Source organism: Planosporangium spinosum (assembly GCF_049999945.1).
GTDB lineage: Bacteria > Actinomycetota > Actinomycetes > Mycobacteriales > Micromonosporaceae > Planosporangium > Planosporangium spinosum.
Genome location: NZ_JBLYUB010000011.1, coordinates 185,929 through 208,748, shown reverse-complemented (window position 1 = coordinate 208,748; position 22,820 = coordinate 185,929). Strand labels below are relative to the sequence as shown.

General features: G+C 71.4%; 20 protein-coding genes. 12 read left to right on the top strand and 8 right to left on the bottom strand.

The genetic code is table 11. From position 1 onward, the window contains the following. Positions 1–2,456, top strand: a 2,456-nt coding sequence (locus ACNTMW_RS17220) for an ATP-binding protein (RefSeq protein ID WP_426634636.1), incomplete at its 5' end; no start/stop codon positions are given. 169 nt (positions 2,457–2,625) lie between these two features. Continuing rightward, positions 2,626–3,174, top strand: coding sequence for a response regulator (locus tag ACNTMW_RS17215; RefSeq protein ID WP_426634654.1), 549 nt, complete (start codon positions 2,626–2,628; stop codon positions 3,172–3,174). Positions 3,175–3,211: 37 nt separating this feature from the next. Here ACNTMW_RS17215 and ACNTMW_RS17210 read toward each other — a convergent pair whose 3' ends face one another. Next, a complete protein-coding gene (locus ACNTMW_RS17210) occupies positions 3,212–3,541 on the bottom strand; it encodes an STAS domain-containing protein (protein WP_426634635.1) in 330 nt (109 codons plus the stop codon). 179 nt (positions 3,542–3,720) lie between these two features. Here ACNTMW_RS17210 and hemL point away from each other — a divergent pair, with 179 nt between their 5' ends. From hemL to ccsB, 6 genes are all read left to right on the top strand, one after another. Beyond that, positions 3,721–5,031 carry a glutamate-1-semialdehyde 2,1-aminomutase gene (gene hemL, locus ACNTMW_RS17205; RefSeq protein WP_426634634.1) on the top strand — a complete coding sequence of 437 codons (1,311 nt, stop codon included), beginning with the start codon at positions 3,721–3,723 and terminating at the stop codon, positions 5,029–5,031. 156 nt (positions 5,032–5,187) lie between these two features. Next, on the top strand, positions 5,188–5,835 hold the full coding sequence (locus ACNTMW_RS17200) for a histidine phosphatase family protein (RefSeq protein ID WP_426634633.1): 648 nt from the start codon (positions 5,188–5,190) through the stop codon (positions 5,833–5,835). Next, the gene (locus ACNTMW_RS17195; protein WP_426634632.1) at positions 5,835–6,398 is read left to right on the top strand and encodes a TlpA family protein disulfide reductase; all 564 of its coding nucleotides are present in this window, start codon (positions 5,835–5,837) and stop codon (positions 6,396–6,398) included. The genes ACNTMW_RS17200 and ACNTMW_RS17195 overlap by 1 nt, the downstream gene beginning before the upstream one ends. Beyond that, positions 6,398–7,159: a cytochrome c biogenesis CcdA family protein gene (locus ACNTMW_RS17190; RefSeq protein WP_426634631.1), complete on the top strand. Its 762-nt coding sequence runs from the start codon at positions 6,398–6,400 to the stop codon at positions 7,157–7,159. The genes ACNTMW_RS17195 and ACNTMW_RS17190 overlap by 1 nt, the downstream gene beginning before the upstream one ends. Continuing rightward, a complete protein-coding gene (gene resB / locus ACNTMW_RS17185) occupies positions 7,160–8,743 on the top strand; it encodes a cytochrome c biogenesis protein ResB (protein ID WP_426634630.1) in 1,584 nt (527 codons plus the stop codon). It begins immediately after the preceding gene. After that, complete coding sequence (gene ccsB, locus ACNTMW_RS17180) at positions 8,740–9,768, top strand: c-type cytochrome biogenesis protein CcsB (RefSeq protein WP_426634629.1); 1,029 nt, start codon at positions 8,740–8,742, stop codon at positions 9,766–9,768. Before resB ends, ccsB begins: the two co-directional genes overlap by 4 nt. 55 nt (positions 9,769–9,823) lie before the next feature. Here the strand turns inward: ccsB and ACNTMW_RS17175 are convergent, their stop codons facing one another. Beyond that, positions 9,824–11,458: a hypothetical protein gene (locus tag ACNTMW_RS17175; protein ID WP_426634628.1), complete on the bottom strand. Its 1,635-nt coding sequence runs from the start codon at positions 11,456–11,458 to the stop codon at positions 9,824–9,826. Positions 11,459–11,678: 220 nt separating this feature from the next. Between ACNTMW_RS17175 and ACNTMW_RS17170 the strand changes: the two genes are divergently transcribed. After that, positions 11,679–13,136 carry a menaquinone biosynthesis decarboxylase gene (locus ACNTMW_RS17170; RefSeq protein WP_426634627.1) on the top strand — a complete coding sequence of 486 codons (1,458 nt, stop codon included), beginning with the start codon at positions 11,679–11,681 and terminating at the stop codon, positions 13,134–13,136. Beyond that, positions 13,133–14,038: a menaquinone biosynthesis prenyltransferase MqnP gene (gene mqnP, locus ACNTMW_RS17165; protein ID WP_426634626.1), complete on the top strand. Its 906-nt coding sequence runs from the start codon at positions 13,133–13,135 to the stop codon at positions 14,036–14,038. Before ACNTMW_RS17170 ends, mqnP begins: the two co-directional genes overlap by 4 nt. A 58-nt stretch (positions 14,039–14,096) precedes the next feature. Here mqnP and ACNTMW_RS17160 read toward each other — a convergent pair whose 3' ends face one another. Further along, positions 14,097–16,085, bottom strand: a complete 1,989-nt coding sequence (locus ACNTMW_RS17160) for an acyltransferase family protein (RefSeq protein WP_426634625.1) — start codon at positions 16,083–16,085, stop codon at positions 14,097–14,099. Between the two features lie 215 nt (positions 16,086–16,300). Between ACNTMW_RS17160 and ACNTMW_RS17155 the strand changes: the two genes are divergently transcribed. Then, positions 16,301–16,930, top strand: coding sequence for a UbiX family flavin prenyltransferase (locus tag ACNTMW_RS17155; protein WP_426634623.1), 630 nt, complete (start codon positions 16,301–16,303; stop codon positions 16,928–16,930). A gap of 92 nt (positions 16,931–17,022) precedes the next feature. On the opposite strand, the gene ACNTMW_RS17150 is transcribed toward ACNTMW_RS17155, so the two are convergent. Continuing rightward, the gene (locus tag ACNTMW_RS17150) at positions 17,023–17,247 is read right to left on the bottom strand and encodes a BldC family transcriptional regulator (RefSeq protein ID WP_426634622.1); all 225 of its coding nucleotides are present in this window, start codon (positions 17,245–17,247) and stop codon (positions 17,023–17,025) included. Between the two features lie 168 nt (positions 17,248–17,415). Here ACNTMW_RS17150 and ACNTMW_RS17145 point away from each other — a divergent pair, with 168 nt between their 5' ends. Next, complete coding sequence (locus ACNTMW_RS17145; protein ID WP_426634621.1) at positions 17,416–17,874, top strand: Lrp/AsnC family transcriptional regulator; 459 nt, start codon at positions 17,416–17,418, stop codon at positions 17,872–17,874. Between the two features lie 42 nt (positions 17,875–17,916). Here ACNTMW_RS17145 and ACNTMW_RS17140 read toward each other — a convergent pair whose 3' ends face one another. From ACNTMW_RS17140 to ACNTMW_RS17125, 4 genes are all read right to left on the bottom strand, one after another. Beyond that, the gene (locus tag ACNTMW_RS17140; RefSeq protein ID WP_426634620.1) at positions 17,917–18,549 is read right to left on the bottom strand and encodes a putative glycolipid-binding domain-containing protein; all 633 of its coding nucleotides are present in this window, start codon (positions 18,547–18,549) and stop codon (positions 17,917–17,919) included. 45 nt (positions 18,550–18,594) lie between these two features. Beyond that, the gene (locus tag ACNTMW_RS17135) at positions 18,595–19,941 is read right to left on the bottom strand and encodes a DEAD/DEAH box helicase (protein ID WP_426634653.1); all 1,347 of its coding nucleotides are present in this window, start codon (positions 19,939–19,941) and stop codon (positions 18,595–18,597) included. 226 nt (positions 19,942–20,167) lie between these two features. Continuing rightward, positions 20,168–21,313, bottom strand: a complete 1,146-nt coding sequence (locus ACNTMW_RS17130) for a hypothetical protein (RefSeq protein ID WP_426634619.1) — start codon at positions 21,311–21,313, stop codon at positions 20,168–20,170. A 173-nt stretch (positions 21,314–21,486) separates the two neighbouring features. Then, complete coding sequence (locus tag ACNTMW_RS17125) at positions 21,487–22,788, bottom strand: C40 family peptidase (RefSeq protein ID WP_426634618.1); 1,302 nt, start codon at positions 22,786–22,788, stop codon at positions 21,487–21,489. Positions 22,789–22,820: the final 32 nt, after the last annotated feature.

The window sequence follows — 22,820 nt, the reverse complement described above, 5'->3', positions numbered from 1 at the left end:
CCTGGCGGGACCTGACCGAGAACGTCAACCAGCTCGCCGGCAACCTGACCAGCCAGGTGCGTAACATCGCCCAGGTCACCACGGCGGTGGCGAAGGGTGACCTGACCCAGAAGATCACCGTCGACGCGCAGGGCGAGATCCTGGAGCTCAAGAACACCGTCAACACGATGGTGGAGCAGCTGTCGTCGTTCGCCGACGAGGTCACCCGGGTGGCCCGTGAGGTGGGTACCGAGGGCAAGCTGGGTGGTCAGGCGCAGGTGCGGGGCGTGTCGGGTACCTGGCGGGACCTGACCGAGAACGTCAACCAGCTCGCCGGCACGCTCACCACGCAGCTGCGCGCGATCGCGCAGGTCTCCACGGCGGTGACCCGGGGCGACCTCAGCCAGCGGATCACGGTCAACGCCGAGGGCGAGGTCGAGGAGCTCAAGGACAACATCAACCAGATGATCGTCACGCTCCGCGAGACCACCAAGAAGAACGCCGAGCAGGGCTGGCTGGACTCCAACGTGGCCCGCATCGGCGGCCTGCTCCAGGGGCAGCGCGACCTCGACGAGGTCTGCCGCATGATCATGGCCGAGGTGACGCCGCTGGTCGACGCCCAGATCGGCGCGTTCTTCCTCACCGCCTCGGAGGCGCCGGACGCGCCACTGCGGCTGACCGCCTCCTACGGGTACGCCCCGGACTTCGACATCAGCTTCGCGCCCGGCGAGGGCCTGGTGGGTGAGGCGGCGCTGGCGCGCCGGACGGTCCGGGTGACCACGGCGAACGCCCAGGGCATCACGGTGCGCTCGGGCATCGCCAGCACGCCGCCGTCGGACCTGGTCGTGCTGCCGGTGCTCTACGAGGGCGACCCGCTCGGCGTCATCGAGTTCGCCACGGTGTCGCACTTCTCAGAACTGCAGCTGGAGTTCCTCGACCGGCTCGTGGTCACCATCGGCGTCGCGCTCAAGACCATCCTGGCCAACCGGCGTACCGAGGAGCTGCTGGAACAGTCCCAGCGGCTGGCGCTCGAACTCCAGGACCAGTCGGCCGAGCTGCAGCGCACCAACGCCGAGCTGGAGGAGAAGGCGGCGCTGCTGTCGGAGCAGAAGGGCAACATCGAGACCCAGAACCGGGAGATCGAGATGGCCCGGCTCGGCCTGGAGGAGAAGGCGCAGCAGCTGGCCCAGGCCTCGCAGTACAAGTCGGAGTTCCTGGCCAACATGAGCCACGAGCTGCGTACCCCGCTCAACTCGATGCTGCTGCTGTCGCGGCTGCTCGCCGACAACCCCGACGAGAACCTGACCCCCAAGCAGACCGAGTTCGCCAGGACGATCCACGGCGCCGGTACGGACCTGCTCGCGCTGATCGACGACATCCTCGACCTGTCCAAGATCGAAGCCGGTCGGATGGACGTGGAGCCGGGCGACGTGCTGTTCAGCGAGGTCCGGTCGTACGTCGAGCAGGCCTTCGCTCCGCAGGCAGAGGAGAAGGGGCTGGAGTTCGTCGTCAGCACCGACGCCGGGCTGCCCCCGATGCTGACCACGGACGCCCAGCGGCTCCAGCAGATCCTGCGCAACCTGGTCTCCAACGCGGTCAAGTTCACCGACAGCGGCTCGGTCACCCTCCGCATCGGAGCCGCCGACCCGAGCCGGACGTACGGCGTACCGAGTCTCGACGGGGCGAACCGGGTCATCTCGTTCACGGTCGACGACACCGGCATCGGGATCTCCGACGACAAGCTCGGCCTGATCTTCGAGGCGTTCCAGCAGGCCGACGGCACGACCAGCCGCAAGTACGGCGGTACCGGCCTGGGCCTGTCGATCAGCCGTGAACTGGCGCGCCTGCTCGGCGGCAAGATCGAGGTCTCCTCACGGATGGGCGCCGGTTCGACGTTCACCCTGTACCTGCCGGACACGCTGCCCGTCGAGTCGACGCCGGCCAACGTCCTGCTGGCGGCCGTCGTGCCGACGGCGGTCGCGCCGGCGGGCGACACCGCGGACCCGACCGCGGCGGCGCGGCCCAGCCCGCCGATGATCCGTCCGATGGTCGCGCCGGAGCGGCGGGCCAGCCAGGCTGCCCGGCAGCTCGACGGCACCACCGTGCTGATCATCGACGATGACGTACGCAACGTGTTCGCCTTGACCAGTGCGCTGGAACTGCACGGGATGACGGTGCTCTACGCCGACAACGGCGCGGACGGCATCCGCATCCTCGGTGAGCACGGGCACGTCGACATCGTGCTGATGGATGCCATGATGCCGAACATGGACGGCAACGAGACGACCCGGCTGATCCGGCGCAACCCGCACTTCGTCGATCTGCCGGTGGTCTTCCTGACCGCGAAGGCGATGCCGGGCGACCGGGAGTCCAGCCTCGCCGCCGGTGCCAGCGACTACATCACCAAGCCGGTCGACCTCGACGAGCTGTTGGACGTCATGGCGGCGTGGGTCAACGGCGAGGGGCGGACGGTCTAGCCGTTCGGTCTGTTCCGACTCCGGCCGGCCACGGGTGACGCGTACCGGGGCCGGCGGCGGGGTGCCACGGTCACCGGTCGTCGCCGGCATCCGACCCCCGCGCCCAGTTCGACGACGAAAGGAAGGTCCGGTGCCCACCCCCACCGAGCACCCGACGGCCAAGGTGCTGATGGTCGACGACCGGCGTGACAACCTGCTGGCACTGGAGGCGATCCTGCAGGGGCTGCCGGTTCAGGCGGTCAGCGCGCACAGCGGAGAGGAGGCGCTCAAGCACCTGCTCGTCGACGACTTCGCGTTGATCCTGCTCGATGCCCAGATGCCGGACATGGACGGCTTCGAGACGGCCCGCCACATCAAGCGGCGTGAGCGTACCCGGCACGTGCCCATCATCTTCCTCACGGCCGCCGACCGGGACTCGCAGCTCGCGCTGCGGGGGTACGCGGTGGGCGCGGTGGACTACCTGTCCAAGCCGTTCGACCCGTGGGTGCTGCGGGCGAAGGTGTCGGTCTTCGTGGAGCTGTGGACGAAGACGCAGCAGTTGCACGCGCAGGCCGAGGTGACCCGGACCCGCGAGGCCGCGCTGCGGTCCGCCGCGGTCGCGATCGACGAGGCGTCGGCGCTGCTCACGACGGCGGCCGTGGCGGACGGCGAGACCGCGCGCGATCAGCTGGAGAAGGCGGTGGACGTGCTCGCCCGGGCCCGGCGTCGCATGGTCTGACCCCGCCGGCTCTCCGGGGTCGTCACCCGGACCGGGGTCAGGGGGTGGTCTCCTGGATCATCAGGGCGTTGCGCAGGCCGGTGATGTCCAGCACACGCAGCAGGAAGTCACCCACGTTGACCAGTACGAGCACGCTGTGCGCGAGGGCCGCCCGGCGGCTGAGCACGACGAGCGTGCCGAGGCCCTGCGAGTCGCAGAACGTGACGCCGGCGAGGTCGAGGACCACGCGCGGGGGCGCCGGGTTGAGGAGGTCGCCGACGGCCGCCGACAACCGCCCGACCGTGGACATGTCGATCTCCCCGGCCAGCGCCACGAGCGCCTCGTGCGGGCTCTGCTGGACTGAGATGGATAGATCCGGACGTTCCACCCCGCCAGCCTAACCTGGTCGCACCGGCCCGGCATCAAGTCACGTCTCCGCCGCCGGAGTACCGGGCTGCGGCCCCGCACTCCGGCGTGTCGGGCCTGCAGGCCACGCCGTGAGCCGCGGCCCACCGTCGAGGGGGCGGCGGTGGGCAGGGCCTTCTCGGCTGCCACAATGATGGAGCCGTGACCGAGACATACCCGGCCGACGCGCCGGCCTCCCAGGCTCTCTTCGACCGCGCCCGCGCCATCGTGCCGGGCGGGGTCAACTCTCCCGTGCGCGCGTTCCGCGCCGTCGGCGGCACGCCGCGGTTCATGGTCCGCGGCGAGGGCTGCTGGCTCTTCGACGCCGACGGCCGTCGCTACGTCGACCTGGTCTGTTCCTGGGGTCCGCTGATCCTGGGGCACGCCCACCCCGCGGTGGTCGAGGCGGTGACCGCCGCCGCGGCCGCCGGAACGAGCTTCGGCACCCCGACCCCCGGTGAGGTCGAACTCGCCGAGGAGATCGTCGGACGCACCGCGGTGGAGAGCGTACGGCTGGTCAACTCGGGCACCGAGGCGACGATGAGCGCCATCCGGCTGGCCCGCGGGTACACCGGGCGGACCAAGGTGATCAAGTTTGCCGGTTGCTACCACGGGCACGTCGACGCGTTGCTGGCGTCCGCCGGCTCCGGGGTGGCGACGCTCGGCCTGCCGGACACCCCCGGCGTGACCGGCGCCGCGGCCGCCGACACCGTCGTGCTGCCGTACAACGACATCGCCGCGGTCGAGCAGGCGTTCCAGTCCATGCCGGGGCAGATCGCGGCGGTCATCACCGAGGCCGCGGCGGGCAACATGGGCGTGGTCGCGCCCCGGGACGGGTTCAACGCCCATCTGGCCGAGATCGCCCACCGCAACGGGGCGCTGCTCATCGTCGACGAGGTGATGACCGGTTTCCGGGTGTCGCGCGCCGGCTGGTCCGGGCGTGACCCGGTTGACGCCGACCTGTACACCTTCGGCAAGGTCATGGGGGGTGGCCTGCCGGCGGCGGCGTTCGGCGGTCGCGCCGAGATCATGGCGAAGCTCGCTCCGGCCGGGCCGGTCTACCAGGCCGGTACGCTGTCGGGTAACCCGCTCGCCTGCGCGGCCGGCCTCGCCACGCTGCGCAACTGCACCGACGAGGCCTACGACCGGCTCGACGCCACGGCGTCGGTGATCGGCAAGCTCGCCTCCGACGCGCTGGCCGCTGCCGGGGTACCGCACGTCCGCTCGTCCGCGGGGAACATGTTCTCGATCTTCTTCACCGACCGCGAGGTCGTCGACTACGCGGGCGCGCAGACGCAGAACGTGGCTGCGTTCCGGGCCTTCTTCCACGAGATGCTCTCCCGCGGGGTGTACCTGCCGCCGAGCGCCTACGAGGCCTGGTTCGTCTCCACGGCGATCGACGACGCTGCCCTGGAGGTGGTCGAGGCGGCGCTGCCGTACGCCGCCCGGGCCGCGGCCGAGGCGGCGGCATGAGCGAGCGGAGCGAGCGAATCAGGGGGCTCAGGGCGTTGGAGTCTCATGGTGCCGGCGAGCGCAGCGAGGCGGCGGCATGAGCGAGCGGAGCGAGCGAATCAGGGGGCTCAGGGCGTTGGAGTCTCATGGTGCCGGCGAGCGCAGCGAGGCGGCGGCATGAGCAAGACCGTGGTGCACGTGCTGCGGCACGGTGAGGTGTACAACCCCGACAAGATCCTCTACGGCAGGCTCCCCGGCTTCCGGCTGTCGGAGCTGGGCGTACAGATGGCGAAGGCGGCGGCCGAGTCGCTGGCCGAGCACGACGTCACCCACGTCGTCGCCAGCCCGCTCGAGCGTGCCCAGCAGACCGCCGAGCCGTTCGCGGCCCAGTTCAAGCTGCCGATCGAGGTCGACGAGCGGTTGATCGAGAGCGCCAACCTGTTCGAGGGCAAGCGGGTGGCCGTCGGCGACGGCGCGCTGCGCCAGCCCCGGTACTGGTACCTGATGCGCGATCCGTTCACCCCGTCCTGGGGCGAGCCGTACACGCTGATCGCGCAGCGGATGTACGCGGCCCTGCTCGCCGCCCGCGAGGCGGCCGAGGGGCATGAGGCGGTCTGCGTGTCGCACCAGTTGCCGATCTGGACCCTGCGCCGGTACGTGGAGCGCAAGCGGCTCTGGCACGACCCGCGCCGGCGCCAGTGCGCCCTGGCCAGCCTCACCAGCTTCCACTTCGAGGACACCCGCATCGTCGGCATCGGCTACTCCGAGCCGGCCGCGCACCTGATCGCGCTGTCGCCGGATGCACGGACGGCCAAGGGGGCGTGATGCGCCGCCGCCGTACGCTCCTCGCCTGCCTGCTGGCCACGCTCGTCGCCTTGGCCGGCTGCACCTCCCGTACCGCGTCGGGCGGCACCGGCGCCCCGGACACCGGCACGAGCGAACTCTTCGCCGTCGACCAGCGCCGGCCGGCGCCCGAGGTCACCGGGGAACTGCTCGAGGGCGGCAGCTACGACCTCGCCCGGCACCGGGGCGAGGTGATCGTGCTCAACTTCTGGGCCGCCTGGTGCTCACCCTGCCGGGCGGAGGCCCCCGAGCTGGCGGCCGTCGCCGAGGCGACCAGGGCGCAGGGGGTGTCGTTCGTCGGGATCGACATCCGCGACGACCGGGACAAGGCGCAGGCCTTCGTCAAGCGGTACGGCATCACCTACCCCAGCCTGTTCGACCCGGCGGGCCGGACGGCGTTGACGTTCGACAAGGTGCCCCCGACCGCCACCCCGAGCACGCTGATCATCGACCGGAAGGGCCGGATCGCGGCCCTGTACACCAAGCCGTTGACGCGGGAGGACCTGCAACCGGCGGTCGGCCAGGTGGCGGCGGAGCCGAACTGATGGGCAACACCTTCGCGGGTATCGCCGAGACCGGGCCGCTGCTGCTGGCGATCGGGGTGGCGGCGATCGCCGGCCTGGTGAGCTTCCTGTCGCCGTGCGTGCTGCCGCTCGTACCCGGCTACCTGTCCTACGTCACCGGCCTGGCCGGAGCCGATCTTGACAGCGCGTCGGAGGCCGGGGCCCGGCGCGGCCGGATCCTCGCCGGGACGCTGCTGTTCGTGGCCGGGTTCGCCAGCGTCTTCGTGCTGGCCAACGTCCTGCTGGCCAGCGCGGGCAAGGCGCTGCTGCGCCACCAGCGGACCGTCGAGGTCGTCGTCGGCGTGCTCATCCTGGTGCTGGGCGCGGCGTTCGCCGGCCTGCTGCCGGGGTTGCAGCGGGAGTGGCGGGTCCACCGGCTGCCGGCCGCCGGCCTGCTCGGCGCCCCGGTGTTCGGGGCGGTGTTCGCGCTGTCGTGGAGCCCGTGCCTCGGCCCGACGCTCGGCGTGGTGCTCGGCATGTCCGCCGTGGGTGGCTCCACCGGCCGCGCGGTTATCCTTGCCTTCGCGTACTGCCTCGGCCTCGGCCTGCCGTTCGTCGCCTTCGGCCTCGGATTCCGGCGGCTGCTGGGCGTGTTCCGGGCGATCCGTCGCAACAGCAGGTGGATCACCCGGTTCGGGGGCGTACTGCTGATCGTCGTCGGTCTCGCCCTGATCACGGGCGGCTGGCTGGATTTCGTCACATGGCTGCGCTCCACCGTCGGAGTGGGGGAGGTGAGCGTCTAGATGTCAACCGTGGAGACCCCGGCGGCCGACCGCGTCGACCCGGGTACCCCGCTGCCACGCGGGCACGGCCTCGGCCCCTGGCTGGTGGCGCTCGCCCGCCGGGCCTGGCGCCAGCTCACCAGCATGCGCACCGCCCTGGTGCTGCTGTTCCTGCTCGCCGTCGCCGCGATCCCCGGCTCGCTGCTGCCGCAGCGCAACAACAAGATCGAAGAAGTCAACACGTACCTGCGCACCCACGGGTCGCTGGGCCGGACGCTGGACCGGTTCTACCTGTTCGACGTCTTCTCCTCGCCCTGGTTCTCCGCGATCTACCTGCTGCTGTTCGTCTCGTTGGTCGGCTGCCTGGTGCCCCGGCTGCGCACGCACGTCACGGCGTTGCTGCGCCAGCCGCCGGACGGGCCGTCGCGGCTGGACCGGATGCCGGCGTACACCACCGGCGAGGGGTCGCCGGCCGACGTGGAGACGTTCGCAGCAGCGCTGCGCAAGCGCCGCTTCCGGGTGGCGGTGCGCGGCACCACGGTCAGCGCCGAGAAGGGGTACCTGAAGGAGAGCGGCAACCTGCTGTTCCACTTCGCTCTGCTGGCGATGTTGATCGGCGTCGCGGTCAGCTCCTGGTACGGCTGGCACGGCAGCCGCAACATCGTCGCGGGTACCGACACGGCCGTGTGCAACAGCCTGCCCCAGTACGACGACTACGGCCTGGGTGCCCGGGTCAGCGCGAGCGACCTGCCACCGTTCTGCGTGCGGCTCGACCGCTTCGAGGCGACCTACTCCGCCAACGACCAGGCGACCGCGTTCCGCGCCTACCTGCACTACTCGGAAGGGACCGGCGGGACCGACCGCCCGGTTCTGGTCCAGGTCAACCACCCGCTGCGGGTCGCCGGTGCCGGCGTGTACCTGCTGGGGCACGGATACGCGCCGATCATCCGCTACACCGACCGGTACGGGCAGTCGCAGACCTCGGTCCAGCCGTTCCTCAACAGCGACGACAAGCTGACCAGCGAGGGGGCGGCGGCGTTCCCGGACGCCAACATCGACCCGGCGACCGGTAAGCAGGACCCGAACGACCAGATCGGTTTCCAGGGCGTGTACCTGCCGACCATGTCGTCGACCGACGTGACCAAGGGGACCTCCCTGCACCCGGAGGAGCGCAACCCGCGACTGCTGCTCGTGGCGTACCAGGGCAACCTCGGCATGGATGCCGGCATCCCGAAGTCGGTGTACACGCTCGACCAGTCCCGGATCGCGTCCGGCAAGCTCCAGAAGGTCGCCGAGTCCAAGGCGCTCAAGGTCGGCGACGCGTTGACGCTGCCGGACGGCTCGAAGGTCGAGTTCCTGGGCACCCGGCCGTACATCACGGTCACCGTCCGGCACGACCCCGGTGAGACGATCGTCCTGGGTGCCGCGGTCTGCCTGCTGGCCGGTCTGCCGCTGTCGCTGTGGGGCAAGCGGCGCCGGATCTGGCTGCGGTTCACCGGCGACCGGGTGGAGGTGGCCGGCCTGCCGCGCACCGACTACGCCGGCTTCACGGCCGAGTTCGACGAGATCGTGCAGGCGGTACGAAAGGAAGGCGTCCTGAGATGACCGATTCCCTCTCCAATCAGCTACTGCTCGTCACGGTCCTGGCGTACCTGGTCGCGATGATCGCGTACGCCGCCGAGTTCGCCTTCGGCAGCCGCGGTGCGGTGGCCCGGGTCGCGTTCCGGGCCCGGGAGCGGGAGCGGGAACTGGTCGGCGCCGGCGCCCCGGTCCTTCCCGACGCGGCCGAGTCGGCGTCGACGGACGCCGCGGTCGACTCCGCGCCTGCCGGCGTTGTGTCGCCGGATCCGGCCCCGGCTGGTCCGGCCGGCAGGGCGGTGATGCTCGGCCGGCTCGCGGTCACGCTGACCGTGGTCGGGTACGTGGCGCACCTCGCCACGATCGTCACCCGCGGGCTCGCCGCCCACCGGGTGCCGTGGGGCAACATGTACGAGTTCGTGCTGGCGGTCTGCTTCGTCGGCGCCACCGCGTGGCTGGCGCTGGTGCTGCGCCGCCCGGCCGTCCGCCCGCTCGGCATGTTCGTCACGCTGGCCCTGATCATCATGCTCTTCATCGACGCGGTCCGGCTCTACACCGCGGCCGGCCCGCTGATGCCGGCGCTCAACTCGTACTGGCTGAAGATCCACGTGACGGCCGCCGTGACCGCGTCCGGTGTCCTGCTGGTCGGCTTCGTCGCCGCGGCGCTGACCCTGCTGCGCACCGGGTACGACAACGGCAAGCGACGCTTCCCGTACACGCTGGGCAACCGGCTGCCGGACGCGGTCGGGCTGGAACGGTTGACGTTCCGGGTGCACGCGTTCGCGTTCCCGATCTGGACGTTCGCCATCATCTGCGGCGCGGTCTGGGCGCGCGAGGCGTGGACCCAGTACTGGAGCTGGGACCCCAAGGAGACCTGGTCGTTCATCTCCTGGGTGATCTACGCCGGCTACCTGCACGCGCGGGCCACGCCGAGCGTGAAGAAGACCACGGCGACGTGGATCGCCGTGCTCGGCTGGGCCACCATGATGATCAACCTGTTCGCCATCAACCTGGTGGTGACCGGCATGCACTCCTACGCCGGGGTCAAGTAGAACCGCACAGTGGCCCCCGGGCGGTGAACCCGGGGGCCACTGCTGTTACCGAGCGTCAGGCGATGCGGTCGTCGGCGTCCGCGACGAGGACGACCTGCCGCCGACGGGCGAGCAGGTACATCGCGGCGCCACCGCCGACCAGCACCACGCCCACGCCGGCGGCCACGGCCGTCTGCGTGCCCGTGATCGGCAGTGCACTGCCGCCCCCGACGCCGCCGCTCCCGACGCCGCCGCTCCCGGCGCCGCCCCCGGCGCCGCCGCCCGTGCCGGTCGGGTTGATCACCACGGGTGCCTCGTCGTTGGCCGGGTTGTCGTCGTACAGCCTGTCCGAGGGCGGGGTGTCCTTGTCGTGCAAGCTCACCGTGCCGGTGGCGTCCGGCTTCACCTCGGTGATCTTCAGCTTGAACGTGACGGTGTAGGTCTCGCCGGCACCCAGATACGTTCCGGTGATGCAACCGTAGTAGGTCCCACCGGCCTGACCCGGGTCGCTGCGCGTGGTGCCGTCACCCTCCTCGGTGATCGAGGAGCAGGTCTTCGGCGCCTCGGTGACCTCCGTCCCCGGCGGCACGGTCACGAGGAAGTACGTCGCCGGCTCGCCACCGGAACGGTAGGAGTCGAGGCTGCCCTTGCCGTTGTTCCTGATGCCCAGCTTCACCGCGACGACGTCGCCGGCCTGGCCCGACGCGGTCGTCCCGATCGCGGCCAGGTCCAGGCTGTTGGTGATGTCGTAGTAGGCGGCGCCGAAGTTGTCCCGGTCGTCGATGTCCACCGACGCGGCGGCGATGCCCGCCTTGCGCTTCGCGGCGGCTGCCCGGAGCGCAACCTTCTTGGTGGGCTTCGCCGGCCGGGAGAACCGCAGGTCCTTCACTGCGAGCGAGGACGTCGCCGCGTTGCCCTCGGCGTAGAAGTCGATGGCCTTGGTGCCGTAGGCGTCCGGGGTGACGGTCGCCGCGATACCGGGGGTCTCCTGCCCGGTCGCGATGTCGCGGGTGACGAACTCGTAGCCGGTGCCCGGCTTGAGTTCCTCGTCGATCCGGCAGGTGACCAGTGTCCGGCGGCCTTCCTTGGCGTACTCGCAGCCGTCGTACTCGACCGGCGCCAGGCCGTTGTCGAACCCGAACGACAGGGTCGTGCTGGCCGCGCTCTTGTTGCCGACGTTGGACCAGGCAACCGGGGTGTGCGTCACGTCACCCGGCTTGGCCGAGCCGAGTTGCGCGCCTGCCGGTTCGTCCGTGACGAGGTCGACGCCGTCGAGGGTCACCTGTGCCGTGGCCGTCATGGGCGAGGCGTTGTCCGCCTTGATGGTGGCGGTGAAGGTGACGGTGGTGCCGGCGGCGGCCTTCGGGACGAAGGTCACCGGCAGGCGGTCGTCGAACCGGGTGTCCGACGGGAGGGCACAGGTCGCCGTGTCGCTCGTGATCTTGCAGGTGTCGGGGAAGTGCAGATCGGCGACCGCCGCCAGCGGCTTCAGGTCGAAGCTGACGGACGGGTTGTGTGCGTTGGCCATGAGGTAGACGGGGATGGCCTTACCGGGGCTGCCCTTGGCGCCGATCGTGATGTCGAACGGCAGCGCGGCCCACACGAAGCCGGAGTTGTCGGCGTGAGCCGGGAGCGCCGCGGCGCCGACGGTGAGGGCTGCGGCCATGCTGACGCCGATCCGAGCCGCCCATAAGTGAGGGGTGCGGTTCATCCATTTTCCCTGTGTCGAAAGGGGAGAATCCCCGAAGGGGAGGGGATTCTTGGCTGCCGAAGCATAGCGTCATGTTGATATTGATTATAGATGGACGTTGTTATTAATCGATTACGCTCCGTCGCTGGTGTCTGCGATGGAGGAAGGCCGGTAGGCGGTGGCCTCCGCCGTCGTCGGGGTGCCGACGAGCCTGTCGGGGGCGGTTGCGAGACTTGGCGTCATGGCGCGTGGCTTCCCGTACCCGGATCTCAAGGATTTTCTTCAGGCGCTCGACCGCGCCGGTGAGCTGCACCGGGTCAGCGCGCCGGTGGACCCGACGCTGGAGATCAGCGAGATCGTCACCCGTACCGTGCGCGCGGGCGGTCCGGCGCTGCTGTTCGAGAACCCGGTCCGCGGCGAGATGCCGGTCGCGATCAACCTGTTCGGCACCGAGCGCCGGATGGCGATGGCCCTCGGCGTCGAGTCGCTGGACGAGATCGGCGACCGGATCGGTGGCCTGGTCAAGCCCGAACTGCCGGTCGGCTGGTCCGGCATCCGCGAGGGCATCGGCAAGCTGATGCAGCTCAAGTCGGTGCCGCCCAAGCATGTCAAGACCGCGCCGTGCCAGGAGGTCGTGTACTCCGGCGACGAGGTCGACCTCGACCGCCTGCCCGGCCTGCAGGTCTGGCCCGGCGACGGGGGCGTCTTTCACAACTTCGGGCTGACCCACACGAAGCATCCCGAGACGGGTAAGCGCAACCTCGGTCTGTACCGGCTCCAGCAGCACTCCCGCAACACCCTCGGCATGCACTGGCAGATCCACAAGGACTCCACCGCGCACCACGCGGTGGCCGAGCGGCTGGGCCAGCGACTGCCGGTAGCGGTCGCGATCGGCTGCGACCCCGTGGTCAGCTACGCCGCGTCGGCGCCGCTCCCGAGCGACATCGACGAGTACCTGTTCGCGGGCTTCCTGCGCGGTGAGCGGGTCGAGATGGTCGACTGCCTGACCGTGCCGCTGCAGGTGCCGGCGCACGCGCAGATCGTGCTGGAGGGTTACCTGGAGCCGGGTGAGCGCCTGCCCGAGGGGCCGTTCGGCGACCACACCGGCTTCTACACGCCGGTCGAGCCGTTCCCGGTGCTGCACATCGAGTGCATGACCATGCAGCGCAACCCGGTCTACCACTCGATCATCACGTCCAAGCCGCCCCAGGAGGACCACGGCCTGGGCAAGGCGACCGAACGGATCTTCCTGCCGCTGCTGCGGATGATGATCCCGGACATCGTCGACTACGACATGCCGGCGGCCGGGGTGTTCCACAACTGCGTGATCGTCTCGATCAACAAGCGGTACCCCAAGCACGCCCAGAAGGTGATGAACGCGATCTGGGGCGCGCACCTCATGTCGCTGTCCAAGCTGATCGTGGTCGTCGACTCCGACTGCGACGTGCACGACTACCACGAGGTCGCGTTCCGGGCGTTCGGCAACGTCGACTACTCGCACGACCTGCTGCTGACGCAAGGCCCGGTCGACCACCTCGACCACTCCTCGTACCAGCAGTTCTGGGGCGGCAAGGCGGGTATCGACGCCACCCGCAAGCTGCCCGGGGAGGGGTACCTGCGTGGCTGGCCGGAGGAGATGACGATGTCGTCGGAGATCGTGGCGCGCGTCGACAAGCGGTGGAAGGAGTACGGACTGTGACGGTGGCTGTCGAGCCGAGCCCCGGGCGGGTGGGGTCATTCCTGCGGCTGGTCAAGGTCGAGCACTCGGTGTTCGCCCTGCCGTTCGCGTACCTGGCCACGCTGACGGCCATGACGCTGCACGGCCGCCGGGTGCGCTGGCTGGACCTGCTGCTGGTCACGATCGCGATGGTCGGCGCGCGGACGTTCGCGATGGCGGTCAACCGGATCCTCGACCGGCACATCGACGCGCGCAACCCGCGCACCGCCACCCGCGAGCTGGTGACCGGGGCGGTGAGCGTCCGTACCGCCTGGACCGGCGCGGTCGTCGCGCTGCTGGTCCTCGTGGCCGCCGCCGCCCTGCTCAACCCGCTGTGCCTGGTGCTGTCACCGCTCGCCGCCGTACCGCTGATCATCTACCCGTACGGCAAGCGCTTCACCAACTGGCCGCACGCGATCCTCGCCCTCGCGCAGATGGTCGCGCCGGTCGGTGCCTGGCTCGCGGTGACCGGGACCTTCGACGGCTCCGGCCCGGCCTGGGTGCTCGGCGCGGCCGTGGGGCTGTGGATCGGCGGCTTCGACCTGATCTACGCCTGCCAGGACGTCGAGGTGGACCGCGAGATCGGGGTGCACAGCGTCCCGGCGAGGTACGGCATCCGCTTCGCGCTCAACGCCTCGACCGTCGCGCATGTGGTGACCTTCGCGCTGTTCGTCTGGTTCGGTGCGCTGGTCGGGCTGGGCTGGCTGTGGTGGATCGGGCTTGTGGTCACCGCGATCGTGTTCGTGTACGAGCACGCGATCGTCTCGCCGACCGACCTGAGCCGGGTGAACCGGGCGTTCTTCGACGCCAACGGGTTCGTCGGTATCGCGCTGTTCGTGTTCGCGCTCGCCGACCTGGTCATCCGCGGCGGCCTGCGGCCGTGACTCACCGCGATCGTGGGCACCTGGCGGGCCTGCGACACCGCCGGGTGTCCAAGATTGCTTAGTCGAGCAGGGCTGCTGCGCGCAGCCGGGGCTCCAGTCGGGTGGTGAACCAGCGTGCGCCCTCCGGCCCGAAGTGCACGCCGTCGAAGCGCAACACGACGCCGTCAATGGTCGGCCGGCACCGGTTCGCCGGGCAGACGACATCCTGCATAGAGATCAATCGGGTGTTCGGCACCTCGTCGGCCACGTGGCGGTACACCTGGTTCGTGCTGTCGGTGAGCGCGTCCGAGCCGGGGGAACAGCTCGGTTTCGTGGGGTGGTTGATGCAGCCCGTATCGGCGGGCGACACTGGCAGTACAGGCAGGAATGCCAGCTTGGCGCCAGAGGCGACGACGGTACGCGCCATTTCGGACAGGCTGTCGTGGATGTCGGTGGCCCATTGTCCGGTCAGCGCGCGGATGATCGTGCCGTCCGGCCCGAGGTGCTGAATCGTCTCCCAGCGTGAACTTGTTATCACGACACGCGGGTGGTACCGGTCCAGCGTCTCACGGATCCGGAGCGGGGTCTGCTGCGCGCAGTCCTGCATCCACGGCTTGGGCTTGCCGTCGCCACCCGTGTTGACAAGGGAGGTGAGGCCACACCCGTTGTGGCCCATGAGCACGTATCCCCAGCCGGTGCGCAGCGCCAGATCGATCATGCCGGGATCGAGCGCGCGGGCGGTGGAGTCGCCGATCACGGCGAATACGGGATATCCGGGTACCGGGCGAACGCGTTCGCAGATCGCCTGTGACTCCAGGCAGGGGTCCGGCGAGAGCAGGCCGGCCGCGCTCGGTACCGGGACCAGTGCGGACGCGGCGACCAGGTTCTTGATCTCTGGCTGCGGCGCGGGCGGCCGCGCCGTCGACACGACGGCGAACGCTCCGCACAGCGCCAACACCGTGGGCGCGGCGACGGCGGCGCGCGGAAAGGTGCCGACGGCGAACGGGGGCCAGCCCCGCCGGATCGGCAGCTCGACGAGGTGGTACGACGCAATCGCCAGCGCGAAGGACATCAGGATCCGCACGGGCGTGGCCGGCAGGCCGGCGAGCAGCTGCCCAGGCAGGTACAGGATCACGGGCCAGTGCCAGAGGTACAACCCGTACGAGATTTTGCCGGTCGAGCGCAGCGGCCAGAACGAGAGCAGCCGCGCCACCCACCCGGTCGGCGCCGTGTCGACCGCCCAGATCAGGGCGGCGAACGCCACGGCGGCGACGGTGGCGCCACCTCGGTAGTAGAAGCTGCCCCTGTCCCCGACGGTGAGCATGAGCGCCGCGGTGGCCGCCACCACTGGTACCGCCGACCATGCCGCCGCCTTCGCGGCCGGCTTCACGTGGCGCATCAGCACCGCGAGCAGCGCACCGATCAGGAGTTGTTGCGCCCTGGCGTCGGTGCCGACGTACGCGCGGGTCGGGCTCGCCGGGTCGTACACAAGCACCATGGTGAGCGCCGAGGCGACGGTGCCCAGGACGAGGACCGCCACCGCCGCCCGCCGTCGGAGCGTGCTGCCGGCGAGCCAGCGCAGCGCGAGTACGACGAGCAGCGGCCAGACCAGGTAGAACTGCTCTTCGATGGCGAGTGACCAGGCGTGCCGCAGCGGTGACTGGCTCGCGAACTGCGCGAAGTATGACTGGTCGGTCGCGATGAGGTGCCAGTTGGCGTAGTAGAACAGGCCGGCGAGCAGGTCACCGCGGCGTGCGGTCCACTGCCACGGCGGCTCCCAGTAGTGCACGGCGACGGCCACCGCGACGAGCACGAGCAGGAGCGCCGGCAGGAGGCGACGGGTCCGCCGGAGATAGAAGGTGGACAGTCGGATCCGGGCCCGTTGGCTGTGCTCGTCGAGGAGAAGGCCGGTGATCAGGTACCCGGACAGGACGAAGAAGAGGTCGACGCCGAGAAAGCCTCCGGGCAGCCACCGGCCGCCGAGGTGATAGACGATCACACTGCCGACAGCCAGGGTACGTAGGCCGTCCAGCGCAGGGCGGTATCCCCGGTGCTCTTTGTTCGTCACTGGCGAGATGATAGGACCGTATAGCGCCTTAAGAGGGAATTGTCCTTTTCGTTGAACTGATCAGCATCGCATTCGGTCTGTTCGTCGGGTTCCAGGCGCTCTTCGGCCCGGTCGCCGCGACCTGTCCCGCTCCGCCTCACCCCGTGGTCCCGAAGACCTGACGGCGATCACCCCACCAACCGTCCAGGATCAAGGGAAGGGTTACCGTCGAGGACATGCGTCGACCGTGGATCGTGGGAGTCTCAGGGGCGTCGGGTACCCCGTACGCCGCCTCCGTGCTGCGCGGTCTACTCGACGCCGGTGAGGCGGTCGACCTCGTCGTCTCCCGGGCCGCGCGGCTGACGCTGCTCGACGAGACCGGGCGGCCGTTCCGGGACGCGCACTGGAAGGACGACCTGGCCGCGTGGCTGGGCGGCCGGGACCTGGCCGGCGACGACCTGGCGTACTGGCCGGCCGGCGACATGGCCGCCGGGCCGAGCAGCGGCTCGTACCCGGCCCGCGGCATGGTCGTCGTGCCGGCGAGCACCGCGGCCTGCGCCGGCATCGCCATCGGCCTGTCCAAGGACCTGCTGCAACGCTCGTGCGAGGTCAACCTCAAGGAGCACCGGCCGGTCGTCGTGGTGCCGCGCGAGACCCCGGTCACCCGCAGTCACCTGGAACACCTGATCGCGCTGCACGACGCCGGTGCGGTCGTCCTCCCGGCCAGCCCCGGCTTCTACGCCGCCGGCGCCGACGCGTCGGCCGCGCAACTGGTCGACTTCGTCGCCGGCAAGGTGCTCGACGTGATCGGCGTACCCCACGCGCTGTTCACCCGGTGGAGCGGCCGGCTGGGCGGCGCGCACTGACACCGGCGGCCGGCTGGGCGGCGCGCTCTGATCGGCGGGAGCCGCCCGCCGGGAGGTACGCGCCAGCGGGGGGAGTGGCTGCGCGGGGCGTCCTACCGGTAACCCTGCGAGGGGTCACCGGTGATCAACTCGGCGCTCAGGTCGGCCTCGCCGTCCAGCAACGCCCGCACCTCCGACTCGCGGAAGCGCCGGTGCCCACCGGGCGTACGGATGCTGCTGATCCGGCCCGCGGCGGCCCACCGCGTCACGGTTTTCGGGTCGACGCGGAACAGCGCGGCCACCTCGCCCGGTGTGAGCAGACGATCTGCAGTGTCCACGACTCCTCCTTGCGTCAACGGCGATTTCGCCCCCTGATCCCCTGGTCAAAGCCTTCTTGGGACGTACGCCCATTAGAGCACCGCGAGCGTGCGGTGTCCGAGAAAAACAGAAATCGCACCTGTTGAGCAATTAGCTGCACCCTGACGGCAACCGGCTAGGGTACGGCCGTGGACGCAATCGACCGACAGCTCGTCGAGCTGCTGCGCGCGAACGCCCGACTGTCCTACGCCGAGCTGGCCCGCCAGGTCGGGCTCTCCGCACCGGCCGTGCACGAGCGGGTGGCCAAGTTGGAGTCGACCGGGGTGCTGCGCGGGTACCACGCCGACGTGGACCCGGAAGCGGTCGGGCTGGGCGTCACCGCGCTGATCGGGGTCGTCCAGGACAGCAGTGGTGACATCGACGACGTCCTCGACACCCTGAATGGAATACCGGAAATCGATTCCTGCTACTTCATGGCCGGCGAGGAGTCGTTCCTGCTCAAGGCGCGGGTACCCACGATCGCGGACCTGGAGCACCTCATCGTGCGGCTCAACCGGACCCCCGGCGTCTCCCGTACCCGGACCGCGATCGCGCTGTCGACCAAGTGGGAGGGGCGCGCGCAGCCCACGTCGGAGCCGGGGCCGTGACCCACCCCTGAGCCGGGCCGTGGCGGTCCGGGTCGCCGCGGCCTACCGGACGGCGAGCCCGGGGTAGCGCAGCACGTACCCGTGCTCGTCCAGTTCCAGGTCGGCGGTGAACGAGCCGGACGCGTACCGGACCCGGCCGGGCCCGAGCGGGGTGTAGGTCTGCGTGTTCGCGATGACCGTCAGGCTCGGCAGCAGTATCCACGCCGCCACGATCGTGACGGTGCCGTCGAGCGGCCCGAGCCGGCGCAGCGGCAGCGTGTTGGTCAGCGGCGAGTTGTACAGGTCGATGTCGACCGCCTCCGCGAGCCGGTCCGGATCCTCGGCGCCCGGCGGCAGCGCGTTCGGCAGGCCGGCCGCGGCCAGGTCGCCGTGCTCGGCGGTGGTGGTCCGCCACCCCTCGTCGGTACGGGTCATGTGCAACCGGCGCAGCCAGCCACCGCCCTCGGCGATCGCCTCGAACCGGGTGGTGGCCCAGCCGTCGTCGGTGTCCAGCTCGTACCGGCAGGTGTACTGCACCGGACCGGCGGCGACGGCGACCCCGCGGGCGGTCAGGCCGCGGCGGTCGTCGAAGAGCACGTGCTCGGCGCCGTGCACGTCGGTGCGCTGCCACAGCAGTGAACGTGGCAGCACACCGACGGTCTGGGGCCTGGTCGCGGTGACCTGCCTGGTACTCATCGACGTACCCCGGGCCACTCGCCGCGCACGGTCATGACCCCGAGACTAGCGACGGGCGGAGTCACCCGCATAGCGGGCGGAGCCACCACCGTGGCGGGCGGAGCCTTCCGTGTGGCGGGCGGGTCGGGCGTGGCTGCGCCCGCCGGCGCGGTGGTGCGGGCGCCCGCCTCGGGGCCTCGCGGGCTGGCGCACGAACGGCACGCCGCTGGGCTGCCGGGCGCCGGTCAGCTCCGCCAGCGCCGTGTCGTCGGACCGTACCCGCAGCTGACCCGGCTCGACGCCGGCCTTCTTCATCAGGATCGCGGTGCTCTTGCGCTGCCGGGGCAGCACCAGTGTCACGACCGTGCCGGTCTCCCCGGCGCGCGCGGTACGGCCGGCCCGGTGCAGGTAGTCCTTGGGGTCCCTCGGCGGGTCCACGTGTACCACCAGCGAGATGCCGTCGACGTGGATGCCGCGCGCCGCGACGTCGGTCGCGACCAGCACGTCGATGCTGCCCTCCCGGAACTCGGCGAGGGCGCGGGTGCGGACCCGCTGGGTCATGCCGCCGTGCAGGCCGCCGGCGCGTACACCGACCTCGGTGAGCTGGTCGGTCAGCCGGTCCACCCCGGCCTGCGTCCGGACGAAGAGGATGGTCCGCCCGGCCCGGGCGGCGATGGCCGCCGTGACCGCGAACTTCTCCTGGGCCGGAATGTGCAGCAGGTGGTGGTCCATGGTGTCGACGGTGGCCACGGCCGGGGTCACCGCGTGCGTCACCGGGTCGGTCAGGAAGCGCTGGACGAGCGTGTTGACGTCACCGTCGAGGGTGGCCGAGAAGAGCAGCCGCTGCCCGTCGGCCGGCGTCTGCGCGAGCAACTCCGTGACCTCGGGCAGGAACCCCATGTCGGCCATCTGGTCGGCCTCGTCGATCACAGTGATCTCGATGGCGTCGAGGGAGCAGGAGCCGCGGCGGATCAGGTCACCGAGCCGGCCGGGCGTGGCGACGAGGACGTCGACGCCCCGCTCCAGCGCGAAGATCTGGCGGTCGTACGCCGAACCGCCGAACGCGGTCGCGAACCGCAACCCGACCGCCCGGCCCAGCGGCGCGAGCGAGTCGCCGACCTGCATGGCCAGCTCGCGGGTCGGTACCAGCACGAGCGCCCGCGGCCGGTGCGGTGCGGTCCGGCCGCCCTGCGCCAGGCGGGCCAGTACGGGCAGGCCGAACGCGAGGGTCTTGCCCGAGCCGGTCTGACCGCGTCCGAGCAGGTCGCGCCCGGCGAGCGCGTCGGGAATCGCGGCCTGCTGGATCGGGAACGGGCTGGCGATCCCGTCATCGGCGAGCGCCCGGACCAGCGGGTCGGGCAGGCCGAGCAGGGCGAAACCGACGGGCTCCGAGTCAACGGGGGCGTCGAACATGGACGGGTACGCGCTGAAGTCAGCGGTCAAGAGAAACCTTCCGGAGTAAGAGCGGGGCGCTCCTCTCCGGCCCCGGCCGGTCAGCGCCCGGGCGCGCCGCGAACCGCGCGCGCCATGTGTGAACGCGCTAGCCTACCCGCCCCGGCGATCAGGGTGCCCGGGTACGTGGTGAGCCTCACGTACCCGGGCACCCGCCCGTCCGCGTCGGCGGAGCCCGGGCGGGCGATCAGCCGCCGGTGAGGATGTCGCTGAGGGTGTTCCGGGCGAAGACGGCGATGGCCAGGCCCGCGATCACCACGACGGTCAGCACGACCGTCATGATCACGACCACCCGCGTCGTGCGCTCCTGAGGTGGCGGTGCGTCGGTGCCCTGGCGGAGGATGTGGCCGGTCAGCGAGCCGGACTGCTCCACCGGGTTGACGAGGGTCAGCGGCTGGCTCGTCACCGGGCTGCCGCTGTACACGGTCCCCTGTGGATGCGGGCGTGGCGCCCGACCGTCCGCACCGTACGGTGCGCCGGAGGCCGGCGGGTACGGGGCCCCGGAGGTCGGCGCGGGCGGTGCCGAGGTCGGGAACGGCGACCCGGACAGCAGCGACGGTGGCCAGCTCGGCAGCGCGGGTTCCGGTACCCGTTCGGCGATCGCCGGAGGCGGTGGCGGGAACGGCGGCGCCGGGGCCGGGCCCGGCGGACCCGGCGGCGGGGGCACGGGAGGGACCGGCGGGTACGGCGGACCGGGCTCCGGTTCCGGTGCGGGTGGTTCCGGTGGTACCGGGGCTGGCGGCGTCGGCACCGGGGTGGGCGACGGGAACGGCGACGGTCCGGGTGGCGGCTCGACCGGCTGGGGTGGCTCCGGCGGCACCGGGGGCGAGGCCGGCTCCGGCGGGCCCGGCGGTGGTGGCGGTTCGACCGGAGGTGGCGGCTCGGCCGGGGCGCCGTACGTCTGTGGCCCGCCGGAGGTCGGACCCACCATTCCGGCCAGGTCGGTCGGGATGAGGGGAACGGCGCCGGGTACGGCCGCGCGGGCCCGCGCGACGGCGGGTCCGGCGTTGCCGACCGCGTCATGCGGGTGGGGCGGTGCGGGTTCCCCGTGGCCGGCCGCGCCGTGCGGGTGGGGCGGTGCGGGCGCGGGGGCCGGCGACGGCACGGCGGGAGACACCGGCGCGGCGGCCGATGTCTGGCCGGCCCGGTAGGTCGCGGGCGCCGACCGGGACTGTTGCGGTACCACCGCCGGCGGCGACACGGTCGGTGCGCTGGCCCGGCCGACGGTCACCCGACGGTCCGGTGTCGGTGGGCTGGCGGCCGTTTCCGGCAGCGGGTGCCCGGTTGATCCGGTGCCGTCCTCGCGCACTGTGGCGGTCTCACGGTCGTCCATGCCTACCTCCCACGCCTACGCCCCACACGTGGCGTCCCCGCTGCCGGAGATCCTCCGTTACACCGTCCCATATTCGCGTGCCTGACACAGGAGCGGCAGCCGTGATGATCTTCCGTACGCGGTGTCGACCGCCGCGGCCGGGCGTGGCCACGTACCGGGGCGGGCACGCGCGGCTACGTACCCGCGCCGGTGGACGCCGAGGCCGAGGAGGTCGAGGAGGCCGACGCCGACGCGTTCGACGACGCCGACGCGCTCGACGACGCCGACGCCGACGCGCTCGACGAACTCGGCGGCGGCGACGTGCTCGACGAACTCGGCGGCGGCGACGTGCTCGACGAACTCGGCGGCGGCGACGTGCTCCAGGTGGGCTTGGGCGCCGGCGTGCTCGGCCCCGACGTGGGCGGGGTGGTGGTCGGCGGCGTCGGCGTGGGGGACGGGGTGGGAGCAGCCTGCTCCGCCACGACACGGGTCGCCTTGTAGAACTCCGACCACCAGATCGGCGAGATCTTGACGACGTCGCCGGTCGTCGGAGCGTGGATCATGTAGCCGTTCCCCACGTACATCGCGACGTGATGGACCGAGCGCCAGTCCGACTTGTTGGTGGCGAAGAAGAGCAGGTCACCGGGGAGCAACTGGCCGACCGCCACCTCGCGGCCGCGGGTGGCCCAGTACTGGTCGTTGGCGACCCGGGGGAGGACGTTGGGGTTGCCGGAGGCCCGCTGGTAGGACCAGAGCACCAGGCCGGAGCAGTCGAAGTAGTCGGGCCCCTCGGCGCCCCACACGTACGGGCGACCCAGCTTGCTCTTGGCGTACTCGACGGCCTTCTGCGCGACCGTGCCGGCGATCTTGCCGTTGACCGCCCCGCCGGCGTTCATGCCCGCGCCGAGGGAGGCCTGCTGCGCGTCGATGGCGGCCAGCTCCCGCTGGTACTCCACCGAGTTCTGGGTGCGCAGCTCGGTGAGGGCCGCGGAGCGCCGGTCGAAGTCGGTCTTGACGGTGTCGCGCTCGTGGGTCAGGTCGTCGATGCGGGCGGTCGCCGCCCGGTGGGCGGTCTCGGCGGTGCGCGCCGCCTCTTCGGCGCGGCTGAGGTCACGGACGGTCGCCTGGCTGCCCGGCTGCTGCCCGATGCCGGGCGCGAGCACCGACAGCTGGTGCAGGTCGGAGGCGTACCCGCCGAGCGGGCCGAGCGCGGTCGCCGCCTTGTAGGCCTCCCCGGCCTCGTGGCCGGCGCGCTCCCGCAGGTCGGACAGCTCCCTGGTGGCCCGGTCGAGGGCCGGCCCGGTCACCTCGGCGGCGCGCCGCGCCTCGGCGAGGTCGGCGTCGTACGTGCGTAGCTTCTGGCCGGCCGTCTCCAGGGCGATGCTCTCCGTCATGATCCGCTGGCCGAGTGGGCCCGGCTCGGCCGCGACGGCCGGCGTCGACGCGGGCAGGCCGTCGGGAGGGGTGGCGCCGGGAAGCTGGAAGGTGCCGGTCACCGCAGGCCGGGAGCCGGCGTCAGGAACGCCCG

What these genes read in the sequence shown, in the direction of transcription:
- ACNTMW_RS17200 (WP_426634633.1), top strand. Translation starts at nt 5,188, where the DNA reads ATGAGCAAGACCGTGGTGCACGTGCTGCGGCACGGTGAGGTGTACAAC.
- ACNTMW_RS17175 (WP_426634628.1), bottom strand. Translation starts at nt 11,458, where the DNA reads ATGAACCGCACCCCTCACTTATGGGCGGCTCGGATCGGCGTCAGCATG.
- ACNTMW_RS17215 (WP_426634654.1), top strand. Translation starts at nt 2,626, where the DNA reads ATGGTCGACGACCGGCGTGACAACCTGCTGGCACTGGAGGCGATCCTG.
- ccsB (WP_426634629.1), top strand. Translation starts at nt 8,740, where the DNA reads ATGACCGATTCCCTCTCCAATCAGCTACTGCTCGTCACGGTCCTGGCG.
- ACNTMW_RS17170 (WP_426634627.1), top strand. Translation starts at nt 11,679, where the DNA reads ATGGCGCGTGGCTTCCCGTACCCGGATCTCAAGGATTTTCTTCAGGCG.
- ACNTMW_RS17190 (WP_426634631.1), top strand. Translation starts at nt 6,398, where the DNA reads ATGGGCAACACCTTCGCGGGTATCGCCGAGACCGGGCCGCTGCTGCTG.
- resB (WP_426634630.1), top strand. Translation starts at nt 7,160, where the DNA reads ATGTCAACCGTGGAGACCCCGGCGGCCGACCGCGTCGACCCGGGTACC.
- ACNTMW_RS17135 (WP_426634653.1), bottom strand. Translation starts at nt 19,941, where the DNA reads ATGTTCGACGCCCCCGTTGACTCGGAGCCCGTCGGTTTCGCCCTGCTC.
- ACNTMW_RS17130 (WP_426634619.1), bottom strand. Translation starts at nt 21,313, where the DNA reads ATGGACGACCGTGAGACCGCCACAGTGCGCGAGGACGGCACCGGATCA.
- ACNTMW_RS17155 (WP_426634623.1), top strand. Translation starts at nt 16,301, where the DNA reads ATGCGTCGACCGTGGATCGTGGGAGTCTCAGGGGCGTCGGGTACCCCG.
- ACNTMW_RS17140 (WP_426634620.1), bottom strand. Translation starts at nt 18,549, where the DNA reads ATGAGTACCAGGCAGGTCACCGCGACCAGGCCCCAGACCGTCGGTGTG.
- ACNTMW_RS17195 (WP_426634632.1), top strand. Translation starts at nt 5,835, where the DNA reads ATGCGCCGCCGCCGTACGCTCCTCGCCTGCCTGCTGGCCACGCTCGTC.